The 19,195-nt window shown below is 63.6% G+C and carries 22 protein-coding genes, 1 tRNA gene and 2 other RNA genes; 7 read left to right on the top strand and 18 right to left on the bottom strand.

Annotated elements, in window-relative coordinates; translation table 11 throughout:
* Nucleotides 1-1,665 (bottom strand): DNA polymerase III subunit gamma/tau, encoded by a 1,665-nt coding sequence (gene dnaX, locus BM125_RS03130; RefSeq protein WP_092404798.1) that lies wholly within the window; start codon nt 1,663-1,665, stop codon nt 1-3.
* Between the two features lie 168 nt (nt 1,666-1,833).
* Between dnaX and BM125_RS03125 the strand changes: the two genes are divergently transcribed.
* The 4 genes from BM125_RS03125 to BM125_RS03115 all read left to right on the top strand — a co-directional run bounded on the left by BM125_RS03125 (nt 1,834) and on the right by BM125_RS03115 (nt 3,488).
* Nucleotides 1,834-1,926 (top strand) — tRNA-Ser (locus BM125_RS03125).
* A gap of 89 nt (nt 1,927-2,015) precedes the next feature.
* An RNA gene (gene ffs / locus BM125_RS03120) (signal recognition particle sRNA small type) lies at nt 2,016-2,112 on the top strand.
* A 61-nt stretch (nt 2,113-2,173) separates the two neighbouring features.
* A complete protein-coding gene (locus BM125_RS19670) occupies nt 2,174-2,647 on the top strand; it encodes a HEPN domain-containing protein (protein WP_139224838.1) in 474 nt (157 codons plus the stop codon).
* A gap of 142 nt (nt 2,648-2,789) precedes the next feature.
* Nucleotides 2,790-3,488, top strand: coding sequence for a hypothetical protein (locus tag BM125_RS03115; RefSeq protein ID WP_092404796.1), 699 nt, complete (start codon nt 2,790-2,792; stop codon nt 3,486-3,488).
* A 344-nt stretch (nt 3,489-3,832) separates the two neighbouring features.
* Here BM125_RS03115 and BM125_RS03110 read toward each other — a convergent pair whose 3' ends face one another.
* From BM125_RS03110 to BM125_RS03065, 10 genes are all read right to left on the bottom strand, one after another.
* The gene (locus BM125_RS03110; protein ID WP_092404794.1) at nt 3,833-5,047 is read right to left on the bottom strand and encodes a phage major capsid protein; all 1,215 of its coding nucleotides are present in this window, start codon (nt 5,045-5,047) and stop codon (nt 3,833-3,835) included.
* A 10-nt stretch (nt 5,048-5,057) separates the two neighbouring features.
* Nucleotides 5,058-5,720 (bottom strand): HK97 family phage prohead protease, encoded by a 663-nt coding sequence (locus BM125_RS03105; RefSeq protein WP_092404792.1) that lies wholly within the window; start codon nt 5,718-5,720, stop codon nt 5,058-5,060.
* A gap of 138 nt (nt 5,721-5,858) precedes the next feature.
* Nucleotides 5,859-6,143 carry a hypothetical protein gene (locus BM125_RS03100; RefSeq protein WP_092404790.1) on the bottom strand — a complete coding sequence of 95 codons (285 nt, stop codon included), beginning with the start codon at nt 6,141-6,143 and terminating at the stop codon, nt 5,859-5,861.
* On the bottom strand, nt 6,140-6,409 hold the full coding sequence (locus tag BM125_RS03095; RefSeq protein WP_092404788.1) for a hypothetical protein: 270 nt from the start codon (nt 6,407-6,409) through the stop codon (nt 6,140-6,142). Before BM125_RS03095 ends, BM125_RS03100 begins: the two co-directional genes overlap by 4 nt.
* Before the next feature lie 294 nt (nt 6,410-6,703).
* Nucleotides 6,704-7,609, bottom strand: coding sequence for a helix-turn-helix domain-containing protein (locus BM125_RS03090; protein WP_175497886.1), 906 nt, complete (start codon nt 7,607-7,609; stop codon nt 6,704-6,706).
* 357 nt (nt 7,610-7,966) lie between these two features.
* The gene (locus tag BM125_RS03085; protein ID WP_092404784.1) at nt 7,967-8,200 is read right to left on the bottom strand and encodes a hypothetical protein; all 234 of its coding nucleotides are present in this window, start codon (nt 8,198-8,200) and stop codon (nt 7,967-7,969) included.
* Complete coding sequence (locus tag BM125_RS03080) at nt 8,197-8,460, bottom strand: helix-turn-helix transcriptional regulator (protein WP_092404782.1); 264 nt, start codon at nt 8,458-8,460, stop codon at nt 8,197-8,199. Before BM125_RS03080 ends, BM125_RS03085 begins: the two co-directional genes overlap by 4 nt.
* 139 nt (nt 8,461-8,599) lie before the next feature.
* A complete protein-coding gene (locus BM125_RS19665; protein WP_139224837.1) occupies nt 8,600-9,298 on the bottom strand; it encodes a hypothetical protein in 699 nt (232 codons plus the stop codon).
* A gap of 259 nt (nt 9,299-9,557) precedes the next feature.
* Nucleotides 9,558-9,932 (bottom strand): hypothetical protein, encoded by a 375-nt coding sequence (locus tag BM125_RS03070; RefSeq protein WP_139224836.1) that lies wholly within the window; start codon nt 9,930-9,932, stop codon nt 9,558-9,560.
* A gap of 67 nt (nt 9,933-9,999) precedes the next feature.
* A complete protein-coding gene (locus tag BM125_RS03065) occupies nt 10,000-11,250 on the bottom strand; it encodes a tyrosine-type recombinase/integrase (protein ID WP_175497885.1) in 1,251 nt (416 codons plus the stop codon).
* Nucleotides 11,251-11,665: 415 nt separating this feature from the next.
* Between BM125_RS03065 and ffs (BM125_RS03060) the strand changes: the two genes are divergently transcribed.
* An RNA gene (gene ffs / locus BM125_RS03060) (signal recognition particle sRNA small type) lies at nt 11,666-11,762 on the top strand.
* 403 nt (nt 11,763-12,165) lie between these two features.
* On the opposite strand, the gene BM125_RS03055 is transcribed toward ffs (BM125_RS03060), so the two are convergent.
* From BM125_RS03055 to BM125_RS03020, 7 genes are all read right to left on the bottom strand, one after another.
* Nucleotides 12,166-12,600, bottom strand: a complete 435-nt coding sequence (locus BM125_RS03055) for a hypothetical protein (protein ID WP_092404774.1) — start codon at nt 12,598-12,600, stop codon at nt 12,166-12,168.
* 820 nt (nt 12,601-13,420) lie between these two features.
* On the bottom strand, nt 13,421-13,861 hold the full coding sequence (locus BM125_RS03045) for a molybdenum cofactor biosynthesis protein MoaE (RefSeq protein ID WP_092404770.1): 441 nt from the start codon (nt 13,859-13,861) through the stop codon (nt 13,421-13,423).
* The gene (locus BM125_RS03040) at nt 13,858-14,097 is read right to left on the bottom strand and encodes a MoaD/ThiS family protein (protein ID WP_092404768.1); all 240 of its coding nucleotides are present in this window, start codon (nt 14,095-14,097) and stop codon (nt 13,858-13,860) included. Before BM125_RS03040 ends, BM125_RS03045 begins: the two co-directional genes overlap by 4 nt.
* Nucleotides 14,094-14,585 carry a cyclic pyranopterin monophosphate synthase MoaC gene (moaC, locus tag BM125_RS03035; RefSeq protein WP_092404766.1) on the bottom strand — a complete coding sequence of 164 codons (492 nt, stop codon included), beginning with the start codon at nt 14,583-14,585 and terminating at the stop codon, nt 14,094-14,096. Before moaC ends, BM125_RS03040 begins: the two co-directional genes overlap by 4 nt.
* 5 nt (nt 14,586-14,590) lie before the next feature.
* On the bottom strand, nt 14,591-15,634 hold the full coding sequence (gene moaA, locus BM125_RS03030) for a GTP 3',8-cyclase MoaA (RefSeq protein WP_092404764.1): 1,044 nt from the start codon (nt 15,632-15,634) through the stop codon (nt 14,591-14,593).
* A complete protein-coding gene (locus tag BM125_RS03025) occupies nt 15,631-16,404 on the bottom strand; it encodes an MBL fold metallo-hydrolase (RefSeq protein WP_092404762.1) in 774 nt (257 codons plus the stop codon). Before BM125_RS03025 ends, moaA begins: the two co-directional genes overlap by 4 nt.
* Nucleotides 16,401-17,147, bottom strand: a complete 747-nt coding sequence (locus BM125_RS03020) for a 3-deoxy-D-manno-octulosonic acid kinase (protein WP_092405164.1) — start codon at nt 17,145-17,147, stop codon at nt 16,401-16,403. Before BM125_RS03020 ends, BM125_RS03025 begins: the two co-directional genes overlap by 4 nt.
* Nucleotides 17,148-17,304: 157 nt before the next feature.
* Between BM125_RS03020 and BM125_RS03015 the strand changes: the two genes are divergently transcribed.
* Both BM125_RS03015 and BM125_RS03010 read left to right on the top strand, forming a co-directional pair.
* Nucleotides 17,305-18,384 (top strand): glycosyltransferase family 9 protein, encoded by a 1,080-nt coding sequence (locus BM125_RS03015; protein WP_092404760.1) that lies wholly within the window; start codon nt 17,305-17,307, stop codon nt 18,382-18,384.
* Between the two features lie 78 nt (nt 18,385-18,462).
* Nucleotides 18,463-19,122 carry a GNAT family N-acetyltransferase gene (locus BM125_RS03010; RefSeq protein WP_175497884.1) on the top strand — a complete coding sequence of 220 codons (660 nt, stop codon included), beginning with the start codon at nt 18,463-18,465 and terminating at the stop codon, nt 19,120-19,122.
* Nucleotides 19,123-19,195 lie beyond the last annotated feature (73 nt).

The following is a 19,195-nucleotide window of genomic DNA, read 5'->3' as shown; positions in this document are numbered from 1 at the left end:
TCAATTCTCCAGGGGGCGTACCGAATCACTGATGATGCGGGCGCCGAAAGTGTCTATCAATGATTGCACGGCCGGATCCGCATGCAGGCCGTCATGGGCCTGCTGGCGCCGCGCGGCACTGGCCCGTGCGCGACTGTCGGCCGGACTCTCGGCCGCATCGGCCACGCGCTCGATGCGCACCCGCAGCGGTCGGCCCAGCGCGGCGCCGAGCCGCTGGCCGAGCATTTCGAGCAGGGGCGGCGAAGCGAAGTGCTCATGTGCCGCCTTCATGCCAAGCCGCAGCACGTTGCCGTCGACCCCGAGCAGGACCGCATGCAAGGCCAGCTGGCCCACCGGGCCGCCGAGCTCGGCCCGTTCGAGCAGCCCCGGCCAGTCCTCGATGACAAGCGGCGTATCCACGGGCGGCGCTTCCGCGACCCGGTCGGCCGGCCGTTCCGGGGAACGGCTGACGCGGCTGGCCGCTTCCGCCGTGTCGGCGGGACGTGCGGCCGGTGAAGCACCGGCGGCTCCGCGCTGGATGGGCGGCGGCACGGGCCGCGTGCCGGTCGAGGCCGGGCCGCGATCACCCGGCGCCGCGCCGCCCTCGCCGCCGTTCGGGGCGAAGGCCAGCATGCGCAGCAGGGCCATTTCGAAGCCGACGCGCTGGGTCGGCGCCAGCGGCAGGTCGCGCCGCGCCGTGATCGCGATCTGGTAAAAGAGCTGGACCTCGCGCGGATCGATCCGCGCCGCCAGTTCGGCCAGCTCCGGCCCGTCGGCGATCGCCGCTCCGGCCATCAGCTGCTGCAGCTGGATGCGATGCAGCAGCCCGGCCAGCTCGTCGAGGACCTGGCCAAAGTCCGGCGCGAATTCAGCGATGCGTCCGACTTCGGCGAACAGGCTCTCTGCCTCGCGACCGACCAGGGCCTCGAGCAAGACCCGCACCCGGCCCCGCTCGACCGTGCCGAGCATCGAATGCACGTCGGCCGCGCGCAGCGCGCCACCGCCATGGGCGATGGCCTGGTCCAGCAAGGACAGGCCGTCACGCAGGGAACCGTCCGCGGCACGCGAGAGCGCCTCGATCGCCTCGTCCTCGAATTCGACCGCCTCGGCGCCGAGGATGTGCCGCATCTGGCCGAGGATCTGCTCGGGCGTGAGCCGCTTCAGGTTGAACTTGATGCAGCGCGACAGCACCGTGATCGGCAATTTCTGCGGATCGGTCGTCGCGAGCAGGAACTTGACGTGCGCCGGCGGCTCCTCGAGCGTCTTCAGCAGCGCGTTGAACGCGGCCTTGGACAGCATGTGCACTTCGTCGATCAGGTAGACCTTGTGGCGACCGCGCGAGGGCGTGTACTGGGCGTTGTCGATCAGCTCGCGAACGTTGTCGATGCCGGTGTTGCTGGCCGCGTCGATCTCGAGCAGGTCGACGAAGCGCCCGGCGTCGATCTCGGTGCAGATGCCGCAGACCCCGCAGGGCTGCGAGGTCGGACCCTTCTCGCAGTTCAGCGACTTGGCGAAGATGCGCGCAATCGTGGTCTTGCCGACCCCGCGCGTGCCGGTGAACAGGAAGGCATGGTGGATGCGCCCGCCATCGAGGGCGTGCGACAGCGCGCGGACGACGTGTTCCTGCCCGACCAGCTCGGAAAACTGGCGCGGACGCCATTTGCGCGCGAGAACCTGATACGACATCGTCAATTCCGTGGAGCGATCCGCGATTGTGCCAAGTTCTGTCCGGCCTGACCAAACTTCCTCACCGCCAGCTTGTCTGAAGAGGACATGCCTAGTATCCTCCGCCGCCCGCCATGGCAGGCTTTTCCGGCTGCAGCGGCGGGACCGCCCCGCGGGGCCGTAGGTTGCGGAGAGGTGTCCGAGTGGTTGAAGGAGCACGCCTGGAAAGTGTGTAAGCGGCTAAACCCCGCTTCGCGGGTTCGAATCCCGCTCTCTCCGCCAGTTACGAAGTAAAATCAATGGGTTATGCGAGCAATTCGCCGAAACCCAACATCTGCGCCAACAGTGGCAGAACCGTCTTATGGTGACCCCGTCTGTCCCCTCGCGACGATAGCTTGTGAACTCCGCCAGGTCCGGAAGGAAGCAACGGCAGCAAGTGACTCGGGCGCCGGGGTGTGGCTGGCGGGGTCGCCACCCTTCCAATAGCGCACCCGCAACGCGGCTGCGGTCAAATTGACGGAGGTCTGCAATGAGTGGAGGCGCGTTAGGTTTTGAAATGGTGCCGCCCAATGCGACGTCCGGTTATGCTGCAGCGGCTCATGATTTTTGGAATGGCTTGAACGTATTCGGCAGCTCTCGGAAACGTCCAATGCTGTCCGTCCTTCTGCTCGCAGCATTTTGTGCGGAATGCGCATTGAAGTCATTTTTGAGTCGGGCAGGCTTTGATGAAGATACGCTGTCACGCCGTCCTTATGGCCACGATCTGGACAAGCTTTGGACCGAATCGGCCGCGCGTGGTTTGGGAATTTCTCCATCTTCGCCGGATTGGCTCAAAATTCTGCACGAACAGAATCAAGCCGGGGACTTCCACATTAGGTATTGCACTAGACGACACTCAACGACGTCACCAGGTCTGCATACCCTCCTCGACGAGCTGAAGTCGCTACTCGATGCAATTGAGCTCGTTCGAATCAATGGTCTCCCTTCCAGATCGCCAGAATGACTCGAGCTACGGTCTTGATCATCAGTCCACTCGGCAAAAACCTCGACATAGGTCGATTGCATACCCAGTTTGACTCAATTTCGTTGAGCCGGATTCTCTGCCCGTGTAATGCTCTTGCAGTTGCGGAATAGGATTGTGTGCGATGCAACGGATCGGAAGGATCGACATCGAATGTGACGATTTGGACGCTCTCCGCGCGCACCTTTCGAACGGCACATCCATCTACGAACTAGTGCCAGCTCTCTTCCGTTGGAACACACACTCCGAGTTCGTCTCTTCTCGAATCGAACGCCTGAGCGCTAGGCCGAGCCGGTCAGTCTCGGATCGAATCAGGGATGATCTAGCCGGCGCCGGGGAATGGATCGACCAGGCGGCGCAAGGGCACGCCAGAAGGCGTGTCTTCTCGAACATGCTGTTTCATCTCTACGACGATGACCAGTGCTACTTCAACGTGAAGATGTGCGAGGCGCGGCTGCGTCAAGGGACGCCGGTGTTGTTCGTCCCACCGAGCGACCATTATCGGACGCGATTCGAGCGCCTGCATCTCTGCGGATCTGTCGACCGTGGTGCGGAGATTCCGTTGAACGAACGTCTAGCCGCGATGCCAATGTCTGTACTTCGCGCACTTGCTGGACCTCGAGACATCAAAGGCCGAACGAAAGGTGCTATCGCAGAGCGCTTGGAAACCGATGAGGTGCTCCGCCGAGTCATCGATCAGAACAGTCGAAACTTCTTCCGTGTGCATCCGCTCGGATTCGACTTCGCTGACTTCGCCGCAGAATTCGCGATTTGGGCAGTTCTTGCTTCGGTACTAGTTCGCGCTGCAGAACTCGTCGATTAGCGAACGCAAGCGCGGCGCGAGAGGGCCAGGAGGGTCTTCTATGGCGCATGTGAGATCGGAGTGGCCAAAACGCCGGTTTGCCTGCAGGAAGCGCACCCGGCGCCGTATCCGCTGCAGACTGGGCATTGGGCATAGATCCATTCCCCGCGGTGAAGGAAGGCGCCCTTGCCGCAGTGATAGCAGCGCATCCCGACTTGGTGCAGCCCTTGGCAGTGCCGGCCGCACTGGTCGCAGATGCCCGGGGGACCAAGGAAGCGAGTGTTTCGTTTCACCATGCCGGAACCATGCATCCCGGCAGTCTCACAGACCGCGCCCCGGACGCGATGCCCGGGGCGCGGCAATCCTTACTGGCTGACCGGCTCGAGCTGGACCTTGCGCCAGGCTCCGGTGTCGAACGTCTGCAGGCCGACGCGTGCCTCGACGAGCAAAAGGACCAGGTTCCGTGTGCGGTAGTCCTTGTGGTCGCGCGAGATAAACAGCGTGGGCTGCATCCGGTCGAGCAAGGCACACTGCTTCGTGTCACCGACGAGCGCAGTTCCCGCCGGCACGCTGGCCAGGGTAATCACGCGGCGATTCCAGAGTGTCGGCGGCGCCGGCGATGCAGGGTTGCCGTAGATGAAATTCCCATCGGCATCCTTGGTCGTCTGGATGGCGAACCAGTCTTCCGGGTTGAGCACGATCGTATCGGGCACGTAGCCGAGCGTTTCCAGCCGCATGAGCGCCTGCCCGATCTTCTCGGCCGCGGAGTTGGCTTCGGTCGCGAGCGTGCTGGCCAGCGTGTACAGGCCCTCGATGCGATTCAGCGTGCCTGAGCCCACGATCAGCTGAGACTCGATCTTGGCGGCGACGGAGTTGGTCAGCACGCGATCGATCGTGTTCTGCAGTTGGTCGACGTCGTCGAGGATCTGGGCCGATGCCGTCGTGTGCACGGCGATGGTCTCGACGTAGGCCGTGACCGGCTCGCCCTCACCTTCGATTTCGGCCTTCTCGTCGGCTTCCTCGACCTGGGTATCGGCGTCACCGGTCCAGGTCAGGCGCGTGAACTCGATGCTGTTCCGATCGACCGGGATCGGGGTCAGCACGTCCAGGAAGCGCAGCGGCTTCAGCGGCTGGCCAAGCTGGTGCGGCAGCGGCTGCGCCGGGTTTGAGAACACGGTGTTCACGCTGGAAGGATCGCCGCCGCCGTTCACCATGGCCTTGATCGATACCTCGCCGAGTTCGAAGCCGCAGGCCGTCCCGCGGTTGCCCGACTTGATGCGCTGGAATGCCTCCGACTCGACCAGGGATTTGACATCGATAGCGCGACCGGTACCGGCATCCGATCGGGTGCCGATGCTTTTGATCGCCTGGGCGACATGCTGTTGCACTTCGCGCAGCTCGACGCTGAATTCGCTCTGCTTGGCTTCCACTTCCTCGCGGAATTCCTTGATCGCCTCGCCGTGTTCGGTGATGGCCTTCAGGACGATATCGCCCGATCGGCCCGGGTCGTGATTGGTGGCGCCACGGTGGCCGCGATCATCGGCGCCCTTGGTGCTCTTCGTGTGAACTTGCGTTTGCATGGTTACGTCCTCAATTTCTCAGTGATTTGGTGATGGCCCGGATCTGCGAGGCAATCGCAACCAGGTCTGAATCGGTCCGTTCGGCGGGCTCGTCGCGAACCATGGCCGACCATCCGCCCGCGCAGAGCCTCTTGGCTTGGCGGGCACTCAAGCCCAGTGCGTCGCGCACTGCGTGCTCGAACTCCCCGGGCGAGCCGAGGATGCCTTTCACTTCGGTGATGCGTGCATTGCTGTTCGCGGGGATCGACACCGCGGACACTTCGAGCAGGTCGACTTGCTGCAAGTACTGGATGCCCCGTTCGACCATCGAGCCATTCGGCATGACGCGGTAGCCGATGGACAGGGCGAGCGCGTCATCGAGCATCAGCGCATGCGCCTCGCGGCCGCGGGCGACATCGAGATTCAAGCGGCCTTCGACCTCGAGACCTTCGGCGGTTTCCCGCAGCGAGGTCCAGACGCCGATCGGATCTTCCAGGCGGTGATGCCAGAGCATCGCAGGGCGCGTGCCCTTGGCCTTGTGCGCTGCCAGTGACGCGGCGAAGGCGCCACGCAGCACGACATCGCCGAAGTCATCAGGTTCGCCTCCGAACGTCGACGCGAGACCGCGGAAGGTGCCGGCAGTGGAATCGGTAGTTGTGAGTTTGGTCCGCAATGCGGACAGAGTCGCGTGCATAAATCAGCTCCAGCGCTGCAAACGGGGGACTTCGCGTTTGCCGGCAGGAGCGCGTCGCGCACTCTCAGACGGGTTGGCCGCACGTCGCGCGCGGCTCGATCGAGAATGTATCACGGCGCGCTCGCTTCCGGAAGTTGTTCAGTGCGTTCGGCGCACGTAGCCTGCGCCTGCGCAATCGATCGTTGCCAGGTCGACGGGTCGACCGCTTTCCTCGATGACGCTCATCACCACGCGCCGGCATCCGGCCTGGGTGAAGTCGAAACCGATCCGAAGCGGCAGACCGTGCGCGATGCCGGCATCCATGGCCACGCCTCGGTTCGGATCGGCGAGTCGCAGTTGCTGAACCATCAGCTGGGCGAGCTTCTCGACCGCCTCGATGGCGGCAGCGGTAGCGTCGTGGTGCGCTTGTTCGTTCGGGGTCATTCGTGGCTCCGGGGTTGATCGAGGGGAGGAAGCGGAATCGATGCAATGCGCCGCCGCGTGCCGTAGTCGCTCACGGCAGCGAGCTCGATCCGCGGCTCTGATCGCTCGTAGTGAAAGGCAATCGCCAGGTGCTCGCCGGCCTGCACAGCCTCGACGACAGACGCGGCCATTCCGGCATCAGTACGGGCCAGGTCGTCGAGCATTCGCTCGCAAAGCGCCTGCGAGGCCTTCAGGTAGTCCCCGACCAGGGTCGCGGTTGTCTTCATGGCCCGGGGTCCTCCTCGGATTTCTGCATTCGCGTTTTGTGGATGGGAAAAAGACGGGGGGACGACGGGTTCCGGGCTCGAGGTCCTGAGGTTTGGACCCACCCTTGGGGTCGGTGCGCCGCATAGGGGTCTGCCGCGGCCGCTCATGGGCGCCTCGCACGGTGCAGCCGAAGTTGTCGTGCGATCCAGTTGCGCAGCGCGGCGCATCGCCGGCCGCAATACCGAGCCTTGGCGCGTCGGTGGCGCGGCAGGTGGCGGCCGCAGGTCATGCAGACATGGGTCATCGGAAGCCCTCTATCGAGATTCAAGGTTCAGGTTTTCGCGAACGCGCCGGGCCTGTTCGCCAACGGTCGTCAGCACGTAGCCGTCAGGCGTTGTCCGCCAGCAGTTCAGCCACCCTTGGCGAACGTAGTTCCGGAAGGTTGCTCGCCAGTCGCGCTGAACCTTGTCGCTGCCGCCAAAGCGCTCCCCGAACTGCGTCCAGGCGATAGCCACGTATTCGCGTGGCAGGCCTGCGAGCTTGGCCCATTCGAAGATCGGATCATCGCTGTAGATGCAGTCTTCGTCCTTCCGCTCCAGAGCATTGCACCACTCGTCGAACGTCATGCCTTTCGCTCTTGCTGAACGCTTCTCCCTCTTCTGAGGGTCAGCAGGGGAAGCGATCGCGCCAGCGGTCGCCTTCTCTTCCAATTTGCTTTTACCAATCTCAAAGCCAACCTCATCGGACACTGTGTCCGCACCATCTGTCGTGAATGTCCGCACCACACGGACAGAATGTCCGCACGTCGCGCCATCAGGTGCGGGCGCATTGTCCGCACGTTGCCCTGTTGGTGCGGACTCAGTGCCCGCACCATCTGGGTGGGATAGGGTCCATCGTGCGGGTCTTGTGTCCGCACCATCAGGTATCCGAAGGACATACCCATAGGTGCGCCAGCCCCGGCCACCATCCATACCGGCATGCCCGACACGCTCGAACCAAGGGCATGACTGCTCCAGGTATCGCCGTGCCGTTCTCTCGTTCATGCCCGCGAATCGCGCGAGCGTGGCAATGGATGGAAAGCAGGAACCTCCCTCGCTATCGGCGAACTCAGCGAGTACCAGCAACAGGCATTTGAGCGGGTGCGCGATCGGCGCGCGCAAAACCCCGGACCGAAATCGGTGCATGAACGGGCGGGCATGTGCGGGATCGGCGGCACTCATGCGGCACGCCTTGCCGACAGCAACAGTCGATAGAGCCGCTCTGCTGTCGCGCGTCGAGCCGGCATCCATTCGGCGGACTCTGGGTCCCGAAGGCCGAGCGCCTCGAGCGCGCCGGCGAGTCGAGACCTTCGAACCGGCGCGGCTATGCAGGTCGCAACGGTCGACGGAGCCGCGGACTTCCGCAGCGCCAGCCAATGGCCCGGACCCTGCTCCCATACGTAGAAGCGCGCCCCACCAATCACCGCGCGCGCGCATCCGTGAATAGGCACGGCGCCGACGGTGATAGACTGCGGCCCTCGATGTTCCTGATTGGCGGCCTCGTTGCGTTCCAGCGCAGCGGGGCCGTGTCGCTTCTGATCATCCTGCATCGGCACCTTCTCCCTGCGTTCGCAGTTCGACCAGGGCCCGGCGCAATCCCTCGACGATGATCTCGGCATCCTGCAGCGACCGCGGTCGTGCGCCGAATGTCCGCCAGTTCGTGACGATGCTGTCCAGCCTGCGGATACCCGACTGCATGTCGGCAATGCGGTCGACGGGATTGCCGGCCAGGGCCCGCAAGTGGCGGACGTCGGCCAGATGGTCGGAATTCATGCCGCAGCCTTGCGATTCTGAACCTGCTGCGCTACCAGCGCCCGAATGTCGTCATCGGACGCGCCGGCCAGGCGAGCACGATCGATCGCGTCGACTTCGAATTCAGGCCAGACGCTTGAGTTCGCGCCGAGACGAACCGGCGGCGGAAACAGCCCATCTTCGATATCGCGATACGTGGCGGATCGGCTGCGCCGACGGCGCGTGATCAGATCGGGAAGTCGCAGCCACTGCAGCGGCTGTCGAGCTGGTGCGGATTGCATTTTCGGGCTCCTCGTCGCGATTGGGCCGCGGCGGGTTTGCCTGCGGCTGCCATGGCGGCGCGAGGAGCATAGACACGGGTATTTGCCGCTGTCGGCCCGAAATTCCCCCGACTTGCGGGGGGAATTCGCTGCTTTTGGCTTACTGGCGCCGTTTGCGAGGATCGGGGTGTTTTGGGCGCGGCTTGCGCTTGGAATGCAGCCCGCAGAGACCCAGAAGCTCTCCTGATAGAGCGCGAGCATCTTTTTTCGGCATTCGTGGCTCGGAATTCTCGCGGAGCGCGTCTGCGAGAGATTCCTTGGCCATTGCCAACTCGGTCTGCTTCGGACCGGTTCGAACTTTCTTGGCTCCCACGATGCGGCCGGCATGATCGATGGCCGCGCGGATTCGCAGCAGGTCCGGATCGATGCGCAGGTTCAGCGCGTGCAAAAACGTCGATTGGCTTTGATAGAGCACGTCATTCGCCCAACAGTCGATGTGCGGGTGCAGGTTTGAGAGTCTTTCGCGCAGCTCGTCGATTACAGCGACCGTTGCCTTTGCCTGGGCCACGATCTGCGCAGGCTCCATGCGTGGTGGAACGATTCCGCCGGGATCGCTCGGAACATGAAACCCTCTGCAGCGACCGGCGGCTCGCCTCACCGCGTCGAGAATGGGGTCAGTATCGAATTTTCGTCCAGGCTCATCTTTTAGCCGGCGGAGCAAAGCCTCCTCTGGAATTCTGTCATCGACAACGCCGCCTGCGATCGCGGCTCGTTTTTCCGCGCGCGTCATCAGCGTTAGACGCTGCTTATTGGGCGCAGCCGTCGCCGCGCCTGCCTTCGTTGTCCGCTTCGTGGCCATCAGTCGCGCGACCAGCCAGGAGCAGCCGAGGCCCGATTGCGCTCAATCTCCCTTTGCTCTTCAAGCACCATCTGACAGAGATCCTCGTAGACAGGGATATTCCTCCTACACGGGTCCGCCTTTTCGAGGTCGGAAAGCTTGAGCAATAGCAGGCCGCAAAATGAAGGATGCGATCGACTCATGGGTGCGAGGCTTGGATCGGTCTTGATCGCTCGGGCCTTTCGCACTTCTGACAGATCGATCAACGTTGATGGGCCTGTCATGACACTTCCACTGCCTTCGCGACGCCTGTGAACACTCCGATTCGCTCGAACCCTCGGAGGTCGATCATCACAATCGATTCACGATCAGATTCGAGCACTCCCATGCACCATTGGTCGCGTGGCGCCGATTCAAGCGGGGCAATTTCGCAGCACCGCACAAAGGGACGGCCTCCATCGCGCCAGAGAAGGACCAGGTCGCCATTTTTGGGGCATGCCTCGAGGTCGAAGACCATTTCATCGCCTTCGCGGAGCGTGACGCCGTTCGAGAACGTGTGCGCGTTCTCCGCCGGCAGAACCACGCAATTTTTGCTGGTGACAAGCCCGCGGCGGACTCGTTTTGTGAATCCATCGGGTACGATCGTTGTTGCCATGATTGAAACTCCTGTTTTCGGTCGTGGAAGTCACGCCGGCCGTGTCGTGAGCACGCCGGCGCGGCGATTACCGGCTGGTGCCGGATACTTTGCGGGTGTTCGCCCGTTTGATCGGTGTCACGTTGCCGGCGATGGCCGGTGCACTACAAAACTTCGCCCAATCGCGCATCAGGTTCACTCGCTTCGCCAGAAGATCGCCGCGACGGTATGCCGCCTCGACCTTGTTGCCGATGGCATGTGCCAAGGCCATCTCGGCAACCTGCGCCGGGTAGCTTGTGCGCTCGCTGGCCCAATCTCGGAAGGTCGACCGGAATCCGTGCGGCACCGCATCGATCTGCATGCGCCGCATGACGGCGGTCAGGGTCATATCCGATAGAACTCCCCCACGCGGGGCCGGGAATACCAGATCATTACCCGCGAACCGCGGCAGGGTGCGCAGTAGGGCCAGGGCTGGCGCGGACAGCGGGACCGCATGCGCTTTGCCCGCCTTCATTCGGTTGGCCGGAATCGTCCATACAGCGGCCTCCAGGTCGATTTCTGACCATAGGGCCCCGCGGACCTCGCCGGACCGCGTTGCTGTCAGGATCAGAAACTCAAGCGCACGCGCGGCCGTGCCGTCGCGTTCGCGCAATGCGACCATGAATTCCGGCAATGCGTCGATCGCGAGCGCCGCGTGATGGACGACCTTTCGAATCTTGCCGGCCTTCGGAAAGATGCCCGCATCCAGGTTGCCGCGCCAGCGCGCCGGATTCTCGCCCGATCGATACCCGCTTGCAGTGGCCCAAGACAGGACCGCTTCGATCCGTGAACGCAGCCTCGTCGCGGTTTCGGTCTTCTCGCGCCATATCGGCGTCAACACGTCGACGATGTGGGTCAACTCGATTTTGTCGACGGGCAGCTTGCCGATGATCGGGCTCGCGTAGGTCTTCAGCGTCGCGGCCCACTGAGCCGCATGCTTGGCGTTCTTCCATTCGGGCGCCTTCGCCTCGATCAAGCGTTCGGCCGCCTCGTCGAATGTCAGGGTGCCGCGCAGCGCGGTCAGGGCCGCGCGCCGGGCCTCAATGGGGTCAATACCCTCGCGAACCTTTGCGCGCGCCTCCCTCGCCCGCTCCCGGGCTTGTGCGAGGGTCACGTCGGGATAGCCACCGAGCCCGATATCGCGGCGCCTGTTGCCGACCATCAGGCGGGCAATCCAGGATCGTGCACCAGTCTCCGAAACGCGCAGATGAAGCCCGGCAACGCCTCCGACAGCATGAAAGCCGGGCGCCTTCAATCGCTCGACTTGAATCGGCTTCAGCTCGTCTGCTTTCCTGGGCATGTTCTGAGTCTCCGCCATGTTTCCGTACCAACAACCACGCCATCATAAAAGGGTGCGCTTGGATGGTACGCCGTGGAACGGCAAGAAACAACGAAAACCCGCAGAGCCACGCAGGACATAGGCTGCGTGGGTTTTCATGGGACGGGACGGAATGCCGAAAACGCGGACGCTCTCTCCGCCAGTTTCAAGGTAATTGGTAACCGCAATCCGCCGCAGCGCTCATTCTTGCGCGAAAGGTGGAGGGCGGGGTTCGAACCCGCGAAAATAAGTATGACGGGTTCGACGCATGGGCAGGACGCCCATGCGTGCAGCGCAAGCTGCCCGAAGGGCGAGGCACAGGATGTGCCGAGTACATCCCGCTCGTCCACGGGTTGAAAGGCATCTGCATTGATGCGAATACGTCTTATGGTGGCCTCGTCTGTCCCCTCGCGACGATAGCTTGTGAACTCCGCCAGGTCCGGAAGGAAGCAACGGCAGCAAGTGACTCGGGTGCCGGGGTGTGGCTGGCGAGGCTGCCACTCTCTCCGAATCGACTAGAAGCGCAACTCGGCAAGCAGCCATCCCTGGAGCTGCTCCCGGCCCGGCCATCCATGGCCGGTCGCTCAGCGCCGCTGGCGTTGTCATATGGAGCAAGAGCGCTTCTGCGCAAGCAGCCATCCCTGGAGCCCCTCCCGGCCCGGCCATCCCTGGCCGGTCGCTCAGCCCTGCATGCGTTGTCCGACGACAACGCATAAGCGCAGGACTTCGCCCGGAAGGAAGCAACGGCAGCAAGTGACTCGGGTGCCGGGGTGTGGCTGGCGGGGTCGCCACCTTCGAACCGCGTGCTCGCATGGTGCCCGCAGTAGCCGCCCCCGGCATCGACTGTCCGAGCGATCAAAAGGCGCCTGCTCAATGTGGATGGCCCACTTGCGGAAGCTAGGGCGAAAGGATCGTCGTGAGTTCAGGAAACGTGGCCTTGCATTCGGGACATTGGGCCTGATGAATTCCCTTACTGCAGCGGGTCAGATGAACGAGGTTGTTTCTCACTTCAAAACAGGGAGCGCAATAGGGTTCGCCGACCGGCTTCCCGTTCGCCTTCTTTCGATAGTAGGCAAAGAGCGCATACACAACGCTTTCTCGTTGGGATAGAAGTTCGCTCAATCTGCGAATCTCCCTGTCTTTTTCGACCAGGGCTTCTTGAACTTCCGATACGGCCATTTTGGAATCAGCGATGCGATCGACCAACTCGATAATCTGCATCTTGTATTCAGCGCTCTTCATGAGCACGTCGATATCTCGCAGTCCAGAAGCAATCTGTCCAGCAACCTTGAGACCGCTGTAGGCCGTGGTAGCAACGCTTATCGCGTCCATTTTTGCACTCCGCCTCGACTATCGCCGCCAGACTACCTCATCCCGCAACAAGAGTACGCTCAGTAACTGGCCAGACCGTCTACCGAGATATCAGCTTAAACATAAGTCGGGCGTCGAATATCAGACACACTGTAAACGCAACCAATCCAAGCCCCAAGCACGTGGGCCCTAACCGCAATGGCATACCATTCCATTGCGCATTAGTGATCGAAGGTACCAAACATAGTGTCAAAACGGATCCAACCATCGTGATTCCGGAAATGGCAAAAGAGAACTTTGCCAGTGACACTATGCTCGATCGTACGGGAGCAAGGACCCGGACCCCCTGAATATCGGCCCTCTCGGACAAACCAAATCTTATTTTCAGGCTGGCCTTCTCTCGCCCTTCAATAAACTGATCAAGGCACTTGATAAACTCTTCAAACCTGCCGTAGGTATAGGCATATGTGGTGGCCTCGTCCGCCCCATTTACGCTGCGGAGAATCCTGCTTCCCCGTTCTCTCAACTCAGACTCGACCGTCTGAAGACGAAAGAGTGCCACGGCACCCAAAAGCCCCATTATTGCTGCGAGAGATTGAGCGATAGTGCTGAATGTGTAGTAGAGGGCATTTTCCATGTGGCCAGCGTATCCCTATCCCCCCTCGCCACTCAAGCTTTCGCAATCTTAGGCACGCCGCGCAATCTGCCCCTGCCTCTCCCGATACCGCGTCAGCGCCCCGGCCAGGCCTCGGCGTGGTCCCTGAGAAACAGCATGCGCTTGCGGGTAAAGATCCCCGAACCAATCAACCTGGCACCCAGACTTCGCCGCCCAGCAACCCAATCAGGAACTCGTCTCAACCGGCGTATTGTCCGGATGCAGCCAACCCGACTCCCCATCGGCGTAATGTTCATTCTTCCAGATCGGCACGCGCAGCTTGATCTCGTCGATGATCCAGCGGCAGGCTTCGAAGGCTGCGTTTCGATGGTCGGCGCTGACGCCGATCCAGACCGCGAGGTCGCCGATGGCCAGGCTGCCGGTGCGATGCACAGCAAGTGCCGCGCGCAACTCGAAGCGCGCCATCGCTTCGGCCATAATCGCTTCGCCTTCGCTTTCGGCCAGCGGCGCGTAGGCCTGGTAGTCGAGGCGGATCACCGGGCGGCCCTCGTTGTGGTTCCTGACCCAGCCTTCGAACAGCACGCAGGCCCCTGCCCGGCTGTCGTCGAGCCGGCGCTTTTCGGCGACGACGTCGATTGCCTTCGTCGCCAGTGCGAAACGCTTCATCCGCCCGACACCGGCGGCAGGAACACGACCTCGTCGCCATCGGCCAGGGCATGGCTCCAGTCGACGATCTGGCCATTGACCGCGACGCGCAGGCGCGCGGGTTCCATGGCGAAGCCGTGGCGAACCCGCAGTTCCTCGTACAGCGCGGACAGGCCCGTCGCATCGGACTGCACGGATTCACCGGCGCAGCCGGCGCGGTCGGCGAGGCTGGCGAAATACAGCAGTTGGTAGTTCATCCCTGCACCTTGCCTGCCTTGACCGTGCGCTTGCCACCGCTCTTGTCGAGCAGGCGAACATCGGCAATGACGATTTCGTGGCTCAGCGCCTTGCACATGTCGTACACCGTCAGCGCCGCCACGCTGGCTCCGGTCATCGCTTCCATCTCGACGCCGGTCTTGTGGGTGACCGCCACTTCGCAGCGGATCCTCAGTTCGGTGGCGGAGACGAATTCGATCTCGAAGCGGCATTTCTCGATGCCGAGCGGATGGCAGAACGGAATCAGTTCGTGGGTGCGCTTGACTGCAAGCGTGCCGGCAATGATCGCGGTATCGATGACCGGCCCCTTGGCCGAACGCAGTTCGTTCGCCTGCAGCTGTCTGGCCGCGGCGGCCGGGAATTGCACGCGCGCCTCGGCCACGGCAACGCGCCGAGTCGCCTGCTTGGCGCCGACGTCGACCATTTTCGGGTGTCCCGCGGCATCGATGTGGGTCAGTTTCCTCGGCATGCCGTTCAGCCGCCAATCTCGTACATTTCGACGCGTCGTCGCGAATCGGCATTCGCCATTCCGCGGATTTCGCTGTAGCGGTCGTCGCGGCCGTTCCAGACCGCGCTGATCAGGCCAGCCAACTCGGCGTCGCTGGCGCCGGCCCGCAGCGGTCCGAGCAGGTCGTGCCCGCTGTTGGCGAACAGGCAGGTGTAGAGCCGCCCGTCCGCGGAAAGCCGGGCCCGCGTGCAATCGCCGCAGAACGGTTCGCTGACCGAACTGATGAAACCGATCTCGGCGCTGCCGTCATTGAGCGCCCAGCGCTGCGCCACTTCGCCGCCGTAGTTCGCCGGCAGCGCATGCATCGGCCAGCGTCGAGCGATGCGTTCGCGCAGCTCGGCGCTCGGCACGACCTTGTCTTCGCGCCAGGCATTGCAGGTGCCGACGTCCATGTATTCGATGAAACGCAGGATATGCCCGCTGCCGCGGAAATGGGCGACCATGTCGGGCACTTCCTCGTTGTTGACGCCGCGCATGACCACGCTGTTGAGCTTTAGCCGGCTGAACCCGGCGCGCGTGGCGGCCTCGATCGCGGCATGCAGTTCGGCGACCTCACCGCGGCCTCCCGAAAGGGTCCGGTAGGTTTCTGCGTCGAGGGTATCGACGCTCAGCGTGATCCGCTGCAGGCCGGCCTCGCGCAGCGCCTCGACGCTGGCCGGCAGCAGGCTGCCATTGGTCGTCATGGCGAGGTCATCGACCTGCGGGATGCGCGCCAGCAGGCGCACCAGTTCGGGCAGTTCGCGCCTGAGCAGGGGCTCGCCGCCGGTCAGGCGCAGCTTGCGCACGCCGAGCGACACGAAGATCCGGGCCAGGCGTTCGATTTCCTCGAAGCGCAGCCGTTGGGCCTTGCTGAGGAACTGGTGGTCGCGCGGATAGTCGGCTTCCGGCATGCAATACGGACAGCGGAAATTGCAGCGGTCAATGACCGATATGCGCAGGTCGGTCAGCGCCCGCGAGCGGCGATCGAGCGGCGGTCCGGCTGCGAACTTAAGCGGAATCGGTTCGCTCATGATTGCGCCACTATCGGATCAAGCACGACCGAAGCATCGGGCCCGTCCAGCTGCACTTCCTCGCCACGGTCGGCGACCCGGTAGCCGCGTTCGCGCAAGGCTCGCGCTTCCTGGGCCGAACCGTAGTGGTAGAGGATCAGGCGACCGAGCAACTCCGACGGATACTCGCGCTCGAGATCGTCGAGGCCCGAATGCGAAGGATTGCCCTCGAGCACGCAATCATGCGCGATCGTCTCTGCACTGGCGGCGTAGCGCGAAAGCATCTCCGGGATAGGGCGCGTATCGCCGGTCCAGACCACGCTGCCGCGCAGCGACAGGCCGAACGAGGTCATCGGCGCGTGATGACGGGTCGGAAACACATCGAACCAGAATCCTTCATGCCAGAAGCCCTGCGAAAGCGGAACGAGGTGGAAGGCATCCCAGAAATTGGCGCCGCCCTCGGCCAGCACCTGCGGATAGTCGGCGACCCGCGACTGCAGCACTGGTACCAGGGCGGCGTGCGCGTAGAGGCGCAGTGTGCCGCGCAGTTGATCATCGAACCAGGTCGAGAAGAACAATCGCTCGAGTCCGCCGACGTGGTCCATGTGGGCATGGGTCAGGTAGATCGCCCGCGGCGACTGTCCGTAATATTCGAGGTAGGCGGTCAGCGCGTCGGGTCCGCAATCGATCATCAATAGCGGCTTGCCATCGCACTCGATGACGGCGCTGGCCGAACCGAGGGCGACGGCCTGGGCGTTGCCGACGCCGAGGAAACGCAGGGCCAGGGTCATCGGCCCTCCCCGCGTGCATAGCGGTCGGCCAGGCTGCGATGATAGGCGGCCAGCATCGGATGCCAGAACACCTCGTCGAACTCGCCCATGACCTTGTTCGCGTGCAACTTGCGGAACGAGCGATGCAGCCGGTCGAGGTTGGATTGCTGCCAGGCCATTGCCGGCTTGCGCACGCGGCAGCGGTCGAAATCGATCAGCCAGACCTTGCCCGCGGCATCGACCAGCAGGTTGTGCGCGTTGAGGTCCGCATGCCAGAGGCCGATCGCATGGAATCCGGCCAGGGTGCGCCCTGTGTGCGCGCCGAGCACTGCATCGAGCGAGTGCGCCGCGAGCCGATCGGCCAGGGTGCGCGCGCCGGGAATCTGGCGCGTGATCAGGTCGGCGCGGTAATACAAGCCGCTGCGCACATAGCGCGCCATCAGGGGCGAAGGCACCGGCAATCCGGCGTCATGCAGGCGCGCGAGCAGGCGGAACTCGCGGAACGCACGCGTGCGCTTGCGCCCGGTCCACAGGTAGCGATCCGAATTAAGGTGCGCCACGAGGCCGCCCCGGCGGTAGTGGCGCAACACGCAGGCACCGAACGGAGCATCGAAATAGACCACCGCGCCACGTCCGGTGCTGGCCGAGCGGTCGGCAGAATCGGTTCCGGCCTGTTCGAACCACTGCTCGTCGGCGCTGGCCATCTGCCCCGCATCGAAGAGCATGGCGCCATTCCGGCCTGGTTGGATCTGCGCCTTGATCATGGAGAGTCTGCGGCCCGCATCGGCTTCGGTAGCGATCATCGGCAAGTCTAGCAAGGCTTGGCCGTGTCCACCCTGCCGTGGCCTCCGGCACATCGCGCTGGCGGCGATTGCCTGCGACAATGGCGGATTGTATCGAGCGCCACGGAGTGCGAAAGGAATGCGCGAGCGAACCGAACCTGAATCCTCGGCAGCACCCGAATCGCTTTGCATCCTGCGCACATCGGCCATCGGCGACGTCACCCACGTGGTCCCGCTCGTGCATACCTTGCAGGCCGCCTGGCCGGACACGCGGATCACCTGGATCATCGGCAAGCTCGAACACCGTGTCGTCGGCGATCTGCCGGGCATCGAGTTCATCGTCTTCGACAAGGCGGCCAAGCGCGAGGGTTTTCGCGCAGTGCGCGAGAAACTGGGCGGTCGGCGCTTCGACGCGCTACTGCACATGCAGGTGGCTTTGCGCTCGAACCTGCTCAGCCTGCTCGTGAAGTCGCCGCTGCGGATCGGCTACGACTGGGCGCGCTCCAAGGACCTGCACCGGCTGTTCATCAATTGCCGGATCCCGGCGCGCAGCGGCGAACACGTGCTCGATGCGATGGCCAGCTTCCTCGAACCGCTTGGGCTCAAGCAGGAGCACGTGCGCTGGGACATCCCGATCCCCGCCGAGGCCGAGGAATTCGCCGACCGCCACTTGCCGCGTGGGCGGCGGACCCTGCTGATCAGCCCGACCTCGAGCCACCGGCTGCGCAACTGGCGGCCGGAGCGCTACGCCGCGGTCGCCGACCACGCCATGTACGAACTCGACTGGCGGGTCGTCCTGTGTGGTGGTCCGAGCGAGTTCGAGCGCGAATTCGCCGATGAAATCCTCTCGCACATGCGCTCGCCCTGTATCGACCTGACCGGCAAGGACACGCTCAAGCAATTGCTGGCCCTGCTGCGTCGGGCCGATCTCGTGCTGGCACCCGATTCGGGCCCGATGCACATGGCCAATGCCGTCGGCACAGCGGTGCTGGGGCTGCATGCGGCGAGCAATCCGCATCGGTCCGGGCCGTATTCCGATCGCCGCTGGTGCGTCGACCGCTACGATGCCGCGGCGCGCAAGTACCGGCGCAAGCCGGCCGACAAGCTGGCCTGGGGCAGCAAGCTCGAATACCGCGGCGTGATGGACCTGATCGAGGTCGACGACGTGCTCGAGCGCCTGCAAGCCTTTGCAAATCATGCGGATAGCTTGCCGGGCTGAACGCGGAAACCTGAACACCGCACAACCCGCAAACGCGATTGGATGGTCTGCTCCAATCGTGCCGGCCACGATGGCGGCATGATTTCGATACTCTCCAGCGTCCTGCGCAGTCGGCCCAGCATGAATCCGTACCGTTCACGCCAGCGCATACCGCCGCAACCCAGCCATTCGCTGTATCGCGAAGCCCCAGGCCCATGCGCGTCGGGCGAGCGCGTCTCCACCGACGACGGCCAGGATCTGCTGCTGCGCCCGATCCGGCCCGACGACGCGCCGGCGCTGATGCGGGCGTTCGGTCGGATGACTCCCGAACAGGTCCGTTCGCGGGTGTTCCACGCGCTGACCGAGCTGCCCGAGCCGGTCGCCCGCTGGATGTGCGATGTCGACCCCGATGCGACCATCGCCCTGGTCCTGGTCGATGCCGACGGCGCCGAGATTCGCGGTGAAGGCCGCGTACATCTCGACCCGGCGACCGAATGCGCCGAGTTCGCCCTGGCCGTCGACCCGGACTTCACCGGCAAGGGCCTTGGCCGCCTTCTCGTTTCGCGCCTGGCCGAAGCCAGCCGGGCCGCGGGCATGCGCGAAATCTGGGGCGACACACAGGCCGAAAACAACCGCATGCTGGCCCTTGCGAAAGAGCTTGGATTCACCCTGCGGCGGGAAAACGACGATGCCGGGCTGGTGCGCATGAGCCTGGCGCTTGCGCCGATGGATGGTTCGGGCGAAGCCACGACCACCTGATTCGGCCACTCTGGCGACTGCGCCTATCGGCCGCGGCTGATCGGCACCGCAATTCCGAGGGTCGCGTTACACT

The organism is Dokdonella immobilis (assembly GCF_900115085.1).
GTDB classification, from domain to species: domain Bacteria; phylum Pseudomonadota; class Gammaproteobacteria; order Xanthomonadales; family Rhodanobacteraceae; genus Dokdonella; species Dokdonella immobilis.
Note: the sequence above shows the minus strand (reverse complement) of the source record. Positions and strands in the feature narration are given on the sequence as shown.